General features: G+C 70.4%; 15 protein-coding genes and 2 tRNA genes. 10 read left to right on the top strand and 7 right to left on the bottom strand.

The window, feature by feature from the left end:
* Positions 1-82: 82 nt before the first annotated feature.
* A complete protein-coding gene (locus tag NE234_RS36950; protein WP_252785601.1) occupies positions 83-1,006 on the bottom strand; it encodes an IS5 family transposase in 924 nt (307 codons plus the stop codon).
* Positions 1,007-1,241: 235 nt separating this feature from the next.
* Here NE234_RS36950 and NE234_RS36945 point away from each other — a divergent pair, with 235 nt between their 5' ends.
* Positions 1,242-2,234, top strand: a complete 993-nt coding sequence (locus tag NE234_RS36945; RefSeq protein ID WP_252785600.1) for an IS481 family transposase — start codon at positions 1,242-1,244, stop codon at positions 2,232-2,234.
* A 165-nt stretch (positions 2,235-2,399) separates the two neighbouring features.
* Here NE234_RS36945 and NE234_RS36940 read toward each other — a convergent pair whose 3' ends face one another.
* On the bottom strand, positions 2,400-2,678 hold the full coding sequence (locus NE234_RS36940; protein ID WP_252785599.1) for a nucleotidyltransferase domain-containing protein: 279 nt from the start codon (positions 2,676-2,678) through the stop codon (positions 2,400-2,402).
* Positions 2,679-2,687: 9 nt separating this feature from the next.
* Positions 2,688-3,170 carry a MarR family winged helix-turn-helix transcriptional regulator gene (locus tag NE234_RS36935; protein ID WP_252785598.1) on the bottom strand — a complete coding sequence of 161 codons (483 nt, stop codon included), beginning with the start codon at positions 3,168-3,170 and terminating at the stop codon, positions 2,688-2,690.
* Between the two features lie 72 nt (positions 3,171-3,242).
* Here NE234_RS36935 and NE234_RS36930 point away from each other — a divergent pair, with 72 nt between their 5' ends.
* From NE234_RS36930 to NE234_RS36890, 9 genes are all read left to right on the top strand, one after another.
* The gene (locus tag NE234_RS36930) at positions 3,243-4,832 is read left to right on the top strand and encodes an FAD-dependent monooxygenase (protein ID WP_252785597.1); all 1,590 of its coding nucleotides are present in this window, start codon (positions 3,243-3,245) and stop codon (positions 4,830-4,832) included.
* A 27-nt stretch (positions 4,833-4,859) separates the two neighbouring features.
* Positions 4,860-5,762: a patatin-like phospholipase family protein gene (locus NE234_RS36925; protein WP_252785596.1), complete on the top strand. Its 903-nt coding sequence runs from the start codon at positions 4,860-4,862 to the stop codon at positions 5,760-5,762.
* Between the two features lie 252 nt (positions 5,763-6,014).
* On the top strand, positions 6,015-6,641 hold the full coding sequence (locus tag NE234_RS45635; protein ID WP_252785595.1) for a MarR family winged helix-turn-helix transcriptional regulator: 627 nt from the start codon (positions 6,015-6,017) through the stop codon (positions 6,639-6,641).
* Between the two features lie 129 nt (positions 6,642-6,770).
* On the top strand, positions 6,771-7,340 hold the full coding sequence (locus tag NE234_RS36915; RefSeq protein ID WP_252785594.1) for a VOC family protein: 570 nt from the start codon (positions 6,771-6,773) through the stop codon (positions 7,338-7,340).
* 37 nt (positions 7,341-7,377) lie between these two features.
* The gene (locus tag NE234_RS36910) at positions 7,378-8,367 is read left to right on the top strand and encodes an iron-containing alcohol dehydrogenase (RefSeq protein ID WP_252785593.1); all 990 of its coding nucleotides are present in this window, start codon (positions 7,378-7,380) and stop codon (positions 8,365-8,367) included.
* A gap of 19 nt (positions 8,368-8,386) precedes the next feature.
* Positions 8,387-9,454 carry a maleylacetate reductase gene (locus NE234_RS36905; protein ID WP_252785592.1) on the top strand — a complete coding sequence of 356 codons (1,068 nt, stop codon included), beginning with the start codon at positions 8,387-8,389 and terminating at the stop codon, positions 9,452-9,454.
* A 68-nt stretch (positions 9,455-9,522) separates the two neighbouring features.
* Positions 9,523-10,707, top strand: a complete 1,185-nt coding sequence (locus tag NE234_RS36900; RefSeq protein WP_252785591.1) for an FAD-dependent monooxygenase — start codon at positions 9,523-9,525, stop codon at positions 10,705-10,707.
* Positions 10,708-10,744: 37 nt separating this feature from the next.
* On the top strand, positions 10,745-11,617 hold the full coding sequence (locus tag NE234_RS36895; protein ID WP_252785590.1) for a CoA transferase subunit A: 873 nt from the start codon (positions 10,745-10,747) through the stop codon (positions 11,615-11,617).
* 62 nt (positions 11,618-11,679) lie between these two features.
* A complete protein-coding gene (locus tag NE234_RS36890; RefSeq protein WP_308206971.1) occupies positions 11,680-12,408 on the top strand; it encodes a CoA-transferase subunit beta in 729 nt (242 codons plus the stop codon).
* Positions 12,409-12,461: 53 nt separating this feature from the next.
* Here NE234_RS36890 and NE234_RS36885 read toward each other — a convergent pair whose 3' ends face one another.
* The 4 genes from NE234_RS36885 to NE234_RS36870 form a co-directional block, all read right to left on the bottom strand.
* Positions 12,462-12,608, bottom strand: a complete 147-nt coding sequence (locus tag NE234_RS36885; RefSeq protein WP_252785588.1) for an alpha/beta fold hydrolase — start codon at positions 12,606-12,608, stop codon at positions 12,462-12,464.
* A gap of 140 nt (positions 12,609-12,748) precedes the next feature.
* Positions 12,749-12,821, bottom strand: a tRNA-Lys gene (locus tag NE234_RS36880).
* Between the two features lie 73 nt (positions 12,822-12,894).
* On the bottom strand, positions 12,895-13,446 hold the full coding sequence (locus NE234_RS36875) for a response regulator transcription factor (protein ID WP_252785587.1): 552 nt from the start codon (positions 13,444-13,446) through the stop codon (positions 12,895-12,897).
* A 123-nt stretch (positions 13,447-13,569) separates the two neighbouring features.
* Positions 13,570-13,645, bottom strand: a tRNA-His gene (locus tag NE234_RS36870).
* Positions 13,646-13,674: the final 29 nt, after the last annotated feature.

The raw sequence follows: 13,674 nt of genomic DNA, 5'->3' as shown, positions 1-13,674 counted from the left end.
CCGGTCCAGCGGCAGCAAGCACCGCCCCGGTGTGGCGGCCGACAGATCAAACTCAAGGCACCATGGCCAGTCGTAACGCGGGTCAGACCACCACCCGAGGCGGCACCCGAACATCCTCACAGTCGTACCTGGTCGCGACGGCGCGGTTGCGCTTGAGCCGGTTGATGCCGCACTCGACCGCGTGACGCTGCCGGTACAAGACCGCGTCGAAGGCGGGCGGCCGGCCACCGTTGGAGCCTTTGCGGCGCCGGGCGGCGTCCTGGTCGGCCTTGCTGGGGATCGTGGCCTTGATCCCGCGGCGGCGCAGGTGAGCGCGGTTGGCGCGGGAGGTGTAGGCCTTGTCGGCCAAGACCCGGTCCGGGCGGGTCCGGGGCCGGCCGCTTCCCAGCCGGGGCACGCAGATGGCGGCCAGGACTCCGATGAACTGCGGGCTGTCCCCGCGTTGCCCGCCGGTCACCACGATCGACATCGGCTTTTGACCTTGCTCGCAGCTCAGGTGCAGCTTGGTGGTCAACCCGCCGCGTGAGCGGCCCAGCGCGTGATCTGCCGGCTCTTCGGCCAGGCCGCCGCCTGGAAGCTCGTTCTGCTGATCAGGGCGGGTGCGGGCCCCGGCGGCGTGCTGGTGGGCCCGGGCGACCGTGCAGTCCACGCTGACATCCCAGGTGATCAGACCGGCCGCGTCGGCTCGTGCTTGGAGCCCGGTGATGATCCGTTGCCAGACACCGGCTCGCTGCCAGCGGCGGAACAATCCATAGACCGCTTGCCAGGAGCCGTAACACTCCGGCACGTCCCGCCAGGGCGCCCCGACACGGACCCGCCAGGGCGCCCCGACACGGACCCGCCAGGGCGCCCCGACACGGACCCGCCAGCGGATCCCGTCGATGAGCTGGCGTTTCGTCCACTTCGACGGCCGGCCTGGCCGGGAGGGCACGGGCAGCAGGGGTTCCAGCCTCGCCCATTGCGCATCAGTCAGGTCGAACCGCCTCGTCACCGCTAGGGTGGCCACGAGGCCTCCGGTTACAGGTTCTGCTTGGTCGCTGAACCAACCACCGGAGGCCTCACTCCTTAACGATCACGACACGCCGCCATCCCGGACACAAGCCGCACTTCGAGACAGGCCCTAGATGTACTGACCACGGACGTTGGTAACGGCGACACGGCTGGATGATCTTGAAATAGGGAGGACCTCCTGGCGAGGTGTGTGTCACCACAACATGCACATCTCGTCCTGGAGGTCCTTGATGGTCCACGCTAACGCCAAACTCACGCCCCGGGGCCGGTTGGAGCTGGCGCGTTGCGTCGTGGAGGACAAGTGGCCGCTGGCACGGGCGGCCGAGCGGTTCCAGGTCTCGGCCACGACGGCCAAGCGGTGGGCGGACCGGTACCGGCAGCAGGGCGCCGCCGGGATGACCGACCGCTCCAGCCGTCCGCACCACAACCCGTCCCGGACCCCGCGCAAAACCGAGCAGCGGATCATCAAACTCCGCCTGACCCACCGGCTGGGACCGGCCCGGATCGCCGGCCGGCTGGGCCTGAACCCCAGCACGGTGCACCGGGTCCTGACCCGCTACCACTGCCCGCGCCTGACCTGCCTGGACCGAGGAACCGGCCGCCGGATCCGCCGCTACGAACACGACCGGCCCGGCGACCTGATCCACATCGACGTCAAGAAACTGGGCAACATCCCCGACGGCGGCGGCTGGCGCGTCACCGGCCGCGGCCCCGGCAAACGCAACCGGGCCACCACCCCCGGCGCCACCCGCGACCGGCACGGCGGAGCACACCTGGGCTATGGCTACCTGCACACCGCCCTCGATGACCACTCCCGCCTGGCCTACACCGAGATCTTGGACGACGAACGCAAAGAGACCGCCGTCGCGTTCTTCCAACGCGCTCACGCCTACTTCACCGGCTGCGGGATCACCGTGCGGCGGATCCTGACCGACAACGGCGGCTGCTACAAATCCTTCGCCTGGCGCGACGCCCTCACCGCCGCCGGCATCACCCACAAGCGCACCCGCCCCTACCGGCCCCAGACCAACGGCAAGGTCGAACGCTTCCACCGCACCCTGGCCGACGAATGGGCCTACGCCCGCCCCTACACCTCAGAAGCCGAACGCCGCGCCGCCCTTGCACCCTGGCTGCACATGTACAACCATCACCGCAGCCACACCGCACTCGGAGGCCTTCCACCCGCCAGCCGCGTCACCAACCTCATGGGTCAGTACACCTAGACGACATCGTCCGGCTCTGCATCGACGTCTTGGTGGCCGGCCTGCGGAGCCTTGAGGGGCACCACCCCGCCATCACTGCAATGCTCGGCGAACTGGGCCGGGCGGACGAGGCCGACGGCCTTGGTGTCCTCAGGCGCAGTCGTTAGGTGCAGCTCGAATGCCGGCTCAGCCGTAGGGTGCCGAGCGGTCTGGAGCGTGACGATGCTCAGCTCCAGCCCGTGAGCAGGGCAAGCGTTGTTCGCTCAGCGCTTCAGCGACGGCCGGCTGCTGCGCTGCCCTCATCGGGCCATCGCACACGGCGAGGACGTCGACATCGCTACGACGTGCGTCGAATCCGCCGAGCACGGCAGAGCCATGCAGGTAGACGCCCACCAGTTGGGAGGCGAACATCGCCTGCATCGCTGATGCGACATTGAACGCGTAGCGCTCCGACATCGTGTCCACGATGGAGACCTAACGGAACCCGCCCATCGGTTCATGGTCCTTCTCCGGCGTGAGGGTGGGCCATGGGCGGCTGAGGGCGTCGCGCAGCGCGGCGGTGAGGTCGGGCCCGAGGTGTCCGGCGAGCTCGCTCTCCAGGTCGGTGAGGATGCGGGAGGCGATCCGGCGGCGGCTGAGGCCGGCCTCGGTGATGCGGATGAGCGTGGTGCGGGGGAAGCCCGCGCCATCGTCGGCCGTGACGAGACCCTCTGTGGTGAGCTGCCGGACCGCGCGGTGCATGGTCTGGCGGGTCACTCCCGCCAGACGGGCCAGTTCGGCGATGCTGAGGGTGGTGTCGCGGTCGCTCAGATGCGCCAGCACCAACGTGTGCGCTGCGGTGATGGGGCCGACACCGGCCTGGTCCAGGCGGGTCACGAGCGCCTCCTGGAACCAGCGGGTGCGCCGCTGGAGGAGGGCGACCAGCGGTGCGCCCATTGTCTGATCGGGTTGGGACATCTCTTCCCCCTTCGCGACCGTACGGTAGTACCGTTGCCAGTGTCAGCATAGGTGACACTGAGGAGAATCCCGATGTCGTCGGACTACGACGTGGACGTGTTGATCGCTGGAGCCGGACCGGTGGGACTGACCGCGGCCCTGCAGTTGGCGCGGTGGGGCGTGGACGTACGAGTGGTGGACATCAAGGAAGGTCCGGCCACCACCAGCAGGGCACTCAACACTCACTCCCGGACCTTGGAGGTGTACGACCAGATGGGGATCCTGGGCGACATCGCGCCGTTCGGGATCCGGGTGAACGCCTTCGTGCGGCACCTGGAGGACGGGCCGTTCCGGCTGGAGTACGACTACGACGGGCTGGCTACCCGCTTCCCGTACATGTTCATGGTGGATCAGGTCATCACCGAGCGGGTGCTGCGCGGTCACGCGGCGGTGGCGGGGGTGACGGTCGAGTGGGACACCGGACTGAGCTCCTTCACTCAGGACGACGAGGGCGTGCGTGCGGTGCTGAACCACGCCGGGGGAGCAGAGGAGATCGTACGAGCGAAGTACCTGTGGGGTTGTGACGGCGGGCACTCGCTCGTGCGCAAAACCCTGAAGCTGCCGCTGCAGGGAGAGTCCACCTATACGTGGCTGATCGCCGACGCGATCGTCGACACCCCGGTGGCGCGAGACGGACTGCACTGGATGTTCCCGCCCGAGGGCCTGGTGATGCTGTTCCCATTCCCCGACCCGCACAAGTGGCGGTTGCTGGACACCACCGGGGAGGGCGATCCGGACCGGCCCGAGGAGGTCGCCGCGCGTTTCAGCGCCAAGTTCTCGCAGGCGCTCGGCCGGGAGACCCGTGTGGAGACGCCCACATGGGTGTCGACGTTCACCATCCAACAGCGGGCCGTGCCCGCCATGCACGTCGGGCGGTGCTTCGTCTCCGGGGACGCCGCCCACGTCCACTCGCCGGCGTCCGGGCAGGGCATGAACACCAGCATCCAGGACGCCTACAACCTGGCCTGGAAGCTCGCCATGGTGCTGCACGGCCAGGCGGACCCCGATCTGCTGGAGACCTACGACGCCGAACGCGTCCCGGTCGGCCAGGCCCTTCTCGCCTCCACCGGTGAGGTGATGGAGGTCGCCATGACCACCGAGGAGGACGGCCGCGACTCCGACTATGCCTTCCTGCGCCAGCTCATTCGCGGCATGTCCGGCCTGGCCCTGAACTATGCCGACAGCCCGCTCACCGTCGGGGGCGACACGGTCCCCGACGCCACCGGCCCGCGACCGGGCGAGCGACTGACCCAGGTCGACGCGGCCGACGCCGACACTCCCGGCTGGACCGCGCTGCGCGGGGCGATCCGCCAACCGTCCTGGCACCTGCTGGTCTTCGCCCCCGCCGAGCCCCCGCACGACGCTCCGGCCTGGCTGCGGACGCACCTGATCAGCCCACACCGGCCCGAGAACGACCGCGCGCCGGGCTCCGCCGCGACGATCCACGATCCCGACCAGCGGCTGCACCAGACCCTGGGAGCCGGCGCCGGCGACTGGATCCTGGTGCGCCCGGACGGCTACCTGGCCGCCCGCGGCGGGGACTTCACCCCCGAGACATTCGGTCGCGTCCTGGCATGTATCCCGCACCTGCGCCTCGACATCGGTGATGGCTCAGGCCGCTGAGCAGGGCGAACAGAGAGGAGGACCGCGATGCGGAGGAAGCTGGTACTCGGCGGCGGCGGCCCGGCCGGCGCTGCCTGGCTCGGTGCGCTGACCGAGGGACTGTTGGAACGGCAGGTCGAGTTGCGGGCCGCCGACGAGCTCCTGGGGACCTCCGCCGGCGCGGTGCTGGGAGCCTGGCTGTCGGCGGGCGAACCGCTCGCGCGGTTCGCCGTGGCCATGCGGGACCGGGCCGCGTGGCACGCCTCCCAGCCCTGGCACATGGACCGGTCGTTGCTGGGCCGGATGGGTCACTCCACCGGGGCGGGACACCCAACGGAGCAGGAGATACGGCACATCGCGGCGCAGGCCGCGCGGAGCGCGGAGCCCAGGTCCGTCGCCGAGGCGGCCGCCGTGTGGTCGCGATGGCTGCCGGACGCCCCATGGCCGGCACCGTTGCGAATGGTCTGCGCCGACGCAGCGACCGGCCGCCCGCACGTGTGGGGGCGGTCGGACGGGCTCGCCCTGACGGAGGGGATCGCCGCCACCACCGCCGCGCCCGGGGCGGCGGCGCCCGTGCTGATGCGCGGCCGGACGTGGGTGGACGGCGGCGTACGGTCGAGCACCAACGCCGACCTCATCACCCCGCCGGCGCCGGGAGCGTACGAGCGGGTGCTCATCCTGGCCCCGCTGCCCAATGCCACGCTCGACATCGAGGTCGCCGGGCTCCGCCGGTCGGGTGCCGACGTGACCGTGGTGACGCCCGACGAGCGCACCAACGCGGTGCTGACGGGCGGCGGGGACCGCATCCTCGACCCCGAGATCACGGAGGAGGCGGCGCGAGCCGCGAAGGCCCAGGCGGAGGCCGCCGCCTGGCTGCGCGACTGGTGGAACGCCGATCGTCGAGGAGACGCCCCGCCGGACACCGAGAGCGGCTCTCCCGAAGGCGCCTGAGGGATCAGGGCGCGACGCACGTTTTGTCGATGACACGGACGAACACGGATGAGGATTTCGGTACGGCCCCGCCACGTGGCGGAGGCTCGGCGGTGCGGCCGGGAAAAGTCGCATCGGCGTGATCGGCGGTGTCGGCGTGACGTAATCTACCGTGCGGAAGTTTCATAACGCTGCCGGAGGTCGGTCATGTCGGCCGCGTCGTCGGAGAGGGAGAACGCCTTGCCGCATGACCACAGAGCGGGAGTGTGTCCAGTGTGCGGCGGTGAACTGCGGTCGGGCGGGCCGGGCCGGCCGTCCCGGTACTGCTCGGCCGCATGCCGGCAGCGCGCCTACCGCGCCCGCCAGGCCGGCGTGACGGAGCCCCAGAACGACGCGACCGCCGCCGATCCGGGGAGCCGCGCCGATCCGGATCGGGAGCGGAGCGTGCCGCATCTGACGGCGCGGGAGCTGCTGGCCTGGCGGGGCATGCTAGAGGTGCAGAGCCGACTGCTGCCGATGCTCGACGAGGACCTGCGGCGTCAGGCCCGGCTGAACGTCAACGAGTTCGACGTGCTCTACCAGTTGTGGATCGCGCCGGGGCGGCGGCGGCGGATGAAGGACCTGGCGAGCGCGGTCCTGGTCACCCCCAGCGGGATCACCCGCATGGTCGACCGGCTCGAGGATCGCGGGCTGGTGCGACGGGTCAACAGCCGAGGGCGGCAGGCGGTCGAGGCCGTGCTCACGGACGGCGGCGACCGCCTGCTGCGGCGCGCGATGGACGTTCATTTCGCCGGGGTGCGGCGGCTGTTCATCGCCCACCTGTCGGAGACGGAGGTCGACCGGCTCGTGTCGCTGTGGAGCCGGCTGGGGCACGCCGGGCATCCGGCGGCGTCGCGTTGACGAAACGAGAAATCCGCCGGATATCGTAACGCATTCATTGATGTAGCAATGAGATGGTCGTAGCGTGCAACACATCGAGATACACCTCTCGGCGTCCCGCATCCTTCGGGCGCACGCAAAGGAGGCCCCATGGGAGTCCGTACGACCGGCTGCCATCACATGGCGTTCGTCACCAACGACATGGAGGAGACCGTCAAGTTCTACAACGGGCTGCTCGGTTTCCCCGTCGTCGTGACGCTCCAGCTCCCCGACCCCGACCCGTTCCCGGGCGCGGTCCCTGGCAATCTGGGCGGTAGCCGCCACTACTTCTTCCGCATCAGCGCACAGGACACCATCGCCTTCTTCGAGTTCAAGGACACCGACGTCCCGGCCGACAACTCTCTGCTGGGCGCGGGCAACCACCTCGCCATCACGGTGCCATCCGAGGCGGAGCTGCAGAAGGCCAAGGAACTGCTGGAGTCCAACGGCATCAAGATCAAGAGCGAGCTGGACCACGGCTTCTGCCACTCGATCTACTTCGACGACCCGGTCAACGGCATCGCGCTGGAGTTCGCCACCTGGACGCACCCCTGCGACGAGGAGGAGCCCTTCCTCCAGGACGCCGACCCGGTGCCCGCGGCGCTGAGCGCGGTCGGCGCGGACCGATACGAGCGATACCAGCTCAAGTACACGCCCGACGGCCACGGCGCCGAGCGCTGACGGTGTCCGTGACGACCGAACAGCGGCAGGCCGTCCGATGATCGAGTCCGTCACCGCGTCGGACGCCACTCCGCTGGTCGTCTCCTGCCGGGGAGCCTTCGAGGAACTCCCCGGCAGGTGCGACGAGATGAACGTGCGCCGGGCGATCGTGGTCGCCGGCGGGGCCGTCGACGCGCTGGCCGACGAGGCGAGAGGGCTGCTGGGACACCGCTGGGCCGGGCGGTTCTCGCATCCGGTGCCGCACGTACCCGCCAAGGAGGCGAACCTGGCGGTCGCCTCCGCACAGGAGATCCACGCCGACGGGGTGATCAGCATCGGCGGCGGGTCCGCCATCGGCTACGGAAAGGTCATCGCCTTCGCGCTGCGGCTTCCGCTGATCGCGGTGCCCACGACGTACGCGGGCGCGGAGATGACCGACCGTTTCCTGGTCACGACCGAAAAGGGCAAGGAGAGCCAGCGTAACGAGCGCGCCCTGCCCCGTCTCGTCCTCCGCGACCCGGCCGTCACCGTCCGGACGCCGGCGGCTCTGACCGCGTCCAGCGGGATGACCGCCGTCGTCCACTGCCTGGAGGCGCTCTGCAAACCCCGAGGCGATCACGCGTCGGTGCGCTCGGCCCTGCGCGCGCTGTGGTCGGCCCTGCCGCCGCTCCTGGACCGGCCCGACGATCTGTCGCTGCGGGAACAGGCGCTGCGTGCCGCCGGGGTGGCGGGGACCGCGCAACGCGAACACGGAGCGGGACCGCTCACGGTGCTGGCCGAACGACTGGGCGGTCGGTACCTGGTGGACCACGGAGCCGTGCTGGGGTACGTGGCGGCCGGGGCGCTGGGGTCGCCCGGCCCGGCGGCGGAGGCGGCGCGGCAAGCCCTGACCGAGGTGTCCGGCGCCGACACGCCGGCGGATCGGGTGCTCACCGGCTTCGCCGATCGACTCGGCCTGCCCACCGACCCGGCCGCCATCGGCGTCGCCGGGGATCCGGCCGCCGTGGCCGCATCGGTGGGTGAACTCTTCGACGACCGGCGCGAATGACGCGGATGGGGGTGCCGAGGTGGAAAACGAGGCGTTCGTCTACGAATCGTGGCAGGCGCGGGTGGTGTTCGGCCCCGGCCGTGTCGATTCGGTGGGTGATGAGACGGCGTTGCTCGGCGCGAAGCGGATCTTCCTCATCGCGGACCGCAACGCACCGGGCGCGGAGACGGCACGGCGCTCGCTGGGCACCCGGCTGGTCGGCCGGTGGGACGAGATCGCGCAGCACGTGCCGGTGGAGTTGGCCGAGCGTGCGGGCAAGGCGGTGGAGAGTGCGGCAGCCGACTGCGTCGTGTGTCTCGGCGGCGGGTCGGCGACCGGCCTCGGCAAGGCGGTCGTCCGGAAGAGACCGGTGCCGCTGGTGGCCGTACCGACGACCTACGCCGGGTCGGAGATGACCACGGTGTACGGCCTGACCGACGGGGACCGGAAGGTGACCGGCCGGGATCCGAACGTACGCCCCAAGGTCGTGGTGTACGACCCGGAGCTGACGACCGGGCTGCCCCTCGCCGTCACCGGGCCGAGTGCCTTCAACTCGCTGGCGCACTGCGTCGCCGCCCTGACCGCACCCGACGCCGACCCGGTGACCTCCGCGCTGGCGCTGGAGGCGGTGCGCCACATCCACGCCGGCCTGCCGCTCGTCATGGCCCACCCGTCCGACGTCGAAGGGCGCGGCCGCCTGCAGTTCGGAGCCTTCCTCGCCGGCACCGCGCTGGCGGGGACCGGAACCGGACTGAACCACCGGATCTGTCACGTGCTCGGAGGCCTACTCGGCCTGCCCCACGCCGACACCCACTCGGTCGTACTGCCGCACGTCGTCGCGCTGAACGCCACGGCGCTACCGCGGGAGACCGCTCGCCTGGCCGAGGCGCTCGGCGCACCGGGCGGCGATCCCGCCGCGCTGCTCTGGGACCTGGCCGACCGCAATGGGATCGCCACCGACCTGGCCTCCCTCGGCGTACGACCAGAACACCTCCCTGTGGTCGCCGGGCGCGTCGAGCCCCGGCCGAACCCCCGCCCCGTCACCGCCGACGACATCGAGCGCCTGCTCGAACACGCACTCGCCGGCCGTCGTCCAGACACGGCGTGAGAGGGACGGGGCGCGAAGCCGGCCATGAGCCCACGGAAGCACGGCAGACCCATGCGAGGAGGTACGGGATGACGCAGGTCCAGCACTCCGGCTCGGAACACCGCGTGCACGTCGCGATCATAGGAGCCGGGATCGGAGGACTTGCGACGGCCGTGGCGCTGTCGAAGGCGGGCCTGCACGTGGAGGTCTTCGAGCAGGTACGCCGCTTCAAGCGGGTCGGGGCCGGGCTGCAGTTGGCCCCGAACGCCACTGCGGCGCTGCACGGCCTCGGCCTGCTCACGGCCGTACGCGCGACGGCGAGCAGGCCGACCGCCTGGCGCAGCTATGACGCCCACACCGGTACCGTCACCAGGGAGGAATCGCTCGGCGACGACATCGCCCGGCGGTATGGCACTCCGTACCTGCACATCCACCGCGGCGACCTACACGATGTCCTCGCCGACGCGGCACGGGCCGTCTGCACGGTGCACCGTGGCCGCCGGTTGACCGGCCTGACCATGGCAGGGGAGCAGGTGCACCTGAGCTTCGAGGACGGTGGCCGGGCGCACGCGGACGCCGTGATCGGGGCCGACGGCATCCACTCCACGGTGCGGGGAGTCATCTTCGGCGGGACACGGCCCCGCTTCTCGGGAATGGTGGCCTACCGTGGCCTGATCCCACGAGAACGGATCGACCGGCTGGGCGTAGGACCCGAGGCCGCCAAATGGTGGGGCGAGGACCGGCATCTGGTGCATTACTGGGTCTCGGGCGGTGCGGAACTCAACTACGTCGCCCCGATCCCCGCCACGGAATGGACCGAGGAGTCCTGGACCGCAGCGGGGTCGATCGCCGACCTGGTCGCGGCCCTCGACGACTTCGTGCCCCAGGTGGGCTGGTTGGTGGCGCAGACCGGTGCCCTCATGCGCTCGGCCCTGTATGACAGGGACCCGCTGCTCCGCTGGACCGCGGACCGCGTGACGCTGCTCGGCGACGCCGCGCATCCCATGCTGCCCTTCATGGCCCAGGGGTCGGCGATGGCCCTTGAGGACGCGGCGGTGCTGTCCCGCTGCCTTCAAGGGGTGGCGGCCGACGAGCTGCCCGCGGCGCTCACCCGGTACGAGCGGGCGCGGATCGCCCGTACCGGAGCGATCCAGGCGGGTTCGCGCGCGAACACGTTCCTGCGCTCGGCACGGGCCGGAACCAAGTCCCTCACGGTTCAGGAGGTCTACGCCTACGACCCCTGGCGTGTGCCGCTATCCGGCGCGACGTCCTGAACCGCATTTCCCAACTCGTCCAAGGAACGGAGCCGCCATGGCAACCCCCCATGTGCTGCCGCTCGCCGAAGCGGTGGCGACCCTGATCCATGACGGGGACACGGTCGCCCTCGAAGGCTTCACCCACCTGATCCCCTACGCCGCCGGACACGAGATCATCAGACAGCGCCGCACCGGGCTGACGCTGGTACGAATGACGCCCGACGTCCTGTACGACCAGATGATCGGCATGGGCGTGGCGAGTCGCCTGATCTTCTCCTGGGGCGGCAACCCCGGCGTCGGATCGCTGCACCGCTTCCGCGACGCCGTCGAACACGCCTGGCCCAACCGACTGTCGATCGAGGAGCACACCCACGCCGGGATGGCGGCGCGCTACGTCGCCGCCGCCTCCGGTCTACCCTTCGGCGTCCTGCGCGGCTACCTCGGCACCGACCTGCCGACGCACACCGACACGGTCACCCCGATCACCTGCCCGTTCACCGGGCAACGCCTCACCGCGGTACGCGCCTTGGCCCTGGACATCGCCGTGGTGCACGCCCAGCAGGTCGACCGGCACGGCAACGTCGGCATCAGGGGCATCCCCGGCGTGCAGAAAGAGGCCGTGCTCGCCGCCAGACGCGCACTGGTCACCGTCGAAGAACGGGTCGAGACGCTCGATCCGCGCTGCACCCTCGTCCTGCCCTCGTTCGCCGTGACCGCCGTGTCGGTCGAACCACGCGGAGCACACCCCTCGTACGCCATGGGCTACTACGACCGCGACAACGACTTCTACACCGCGTGGGATCCCATCAGCCGCGACCGCACCCGCTTCCTCGACTGGATGCGCGCCCACGTACTGGAGACCCGGACCTTCGCCGAGCACCTCGCCCTGCTCGACGCCGACCACGCCGTAAGGACGGCTCAGAGATGAAACCTCTGTCCCTAACCTCCGATCTCCCCGAGACGCCACGCGGCGCGAGTCGTGACGAGATCATGACGGTCACCGCGGCCCGCGAACTCAGCGACGACACAGTGTGCTTCGTCGGGATCGGATTGCCCAGCCTGGCCGCCAACCTCGCCCGTCACACCCACGCCCCCAGCCTGGTCCTGATCTATGAGTCGGGCACGATCGGCGCCAAGCCGACGGCACCGCCCCTGTCGATCGGCGACGGAGAACTCGCCTCCACCGCCGACGCGGTGGTCCCGGTACCCGAGATCTTCGCGTACTGGCTCCAGGGCGGACGCATCGACGTGGGCTTCCTCGGCGCCGCCCAGCTCGACCGCCACGGCAACATCAATACCACCGTCATCGGTCCCTACGACGCCCCCGCGGTCCGCCTGCCCGGCGCAGGCGGAGCGCCCGAGATCGCCTCCGGTGCCCGAGAGGTCGTCGTGGTCATCCGCCACAGCAGACGGGCGTTCGTTGAATCGCTCGACTTCGTCACGAGCATCGGCCTCAGCGAGCCGGACTCCCGCCACCGACTCGGCATCACCGGCAAGGGACCCCGCGCGGTCATCACCGACCTAGGGGTGCTCCGCCCCGACCCCGACGGCCGGGAACTCATCCTCACCCACCTGCATCCGGGCGTCGACGTGGACACCGTACGGGAGCACACCGGCTGGCCCCTGCGCGTGTCCCGTAACCTGCGCACCACCGAACCGCCCACACGGCTTGAACTCACGACCCTCCGCGAGTTGACCGGCACCGCCTCGTCCTCCTGACCCCACAGCCACAGCACACGAGCCCGCTGAACGTTCGTGGTTCGCGCCGCGCGCTATCCGGCGCCGTCGAAGAAGTCGCGCAGGTGGGTGCCGATGAGCGCCGGGGACGTCGCGTGGCAGTAGTGCCCCTGGCCGGGGAGCTCGACGGTGCGTGCACCGGGGAGAACGGCGGCGAGCTCGGGGTCGGCGTCGCGCACCATGCCGCCGAGGCGGCGTCCGGCGTCGATTTACCAAGATCACGGCACGCGAGCACATATGGAGCACACGTGGTCGCCAAACCGCCCCTAAAACAGACACTGGGCGCTCCCGGTGGAACCGAGAACGCCCAGGTCAGGACGGGTGCGCCGCCAGGGACTTGAACCCCGAACCCGCGGATTAAGAGTCCGCTGCTCTGCCAATTGAGCTAGCGGCGCTTGCGACGTCCGTAACTCTAGCAGCCTCCTTGCCCTAGTTGCGAATCGAATGATCCGCTGCCGTCGGCCCAGGTCAGCGGGGTCGGGGGCGGGCCCGCCAGAGGGTGATTGCGGCCGCTCGTGAGCCGACCCTGAGCTTGGCGTAGATGCGGTTCACGTGGTTCTTGACCGTCTTCTCGCTGAGGAACAGTTCCCGGGCGATCTCGCCATTGGAGTGGCCGCCGGCGATCAGGTCCATGACCTCGGCCTCGCGGGCGGACAGGTCGAGGTCGGCGCGATCGGCGTCGCGGAAGACCTGGAGGAGTTCGCGGGCGGTGAACCGATCGGGGGTGAGGTGCGCGCTCGCGCCCTCGCGGAGGGCCGCCGACGCGGCGGTGGGCTCGTTGCAGACCACGAAGACGCGCACTCTGCGACTCAGAGGAGCCGCGTGAGCCGCGAACTCCGGCCCGACGATCACGAGGTCCGGTCTCAGGCGTTCCGCCGCCTCCAGGGCCTCTCCGGGCGCTGTGGGCTCACCGGGCTCGTTCACCACGTCGAGCTCGTCGCTGTCCTGCAGCAGCGAGATCAGGGCCGGGTCGCCGTCGACGACCATGACACGGAGCGGCAGCGGACCGTCGGAACTCATCCTGCCTCCGGGGGACGCGGTCACGGGGGGACGTGAGCCGGGCGGGGTCGGAAGGGAGACGAAGGCCGTGGGGCACCGGAAAAGGCCGACGGCCCCGGCGCGAACGCGCCGGGGCCGTCATCTTGGGGTGAGTGAGGGGACTTGAACCCCCGACACCCAGGACCACAACCTGGTGCTCTGCCAACTGAGCTACACCCACCATGTCCGCACGAGGCGGCGTGATGAAGT

The organism is Actinoallomurus rhizosphaericola (genome assembly GCF_024055675.1).
Lineage (GTDB): Bacteria > Actinomycetota > Actinomycetes > Streptosporangiales > Streptosporangiaceae > Actinoallomurus > Actinoallomurus soli.
Note: the sequence above shows the minus strand (reverse complement) of the source record. Positions and strands in the feature narration are given on the sequence as shown.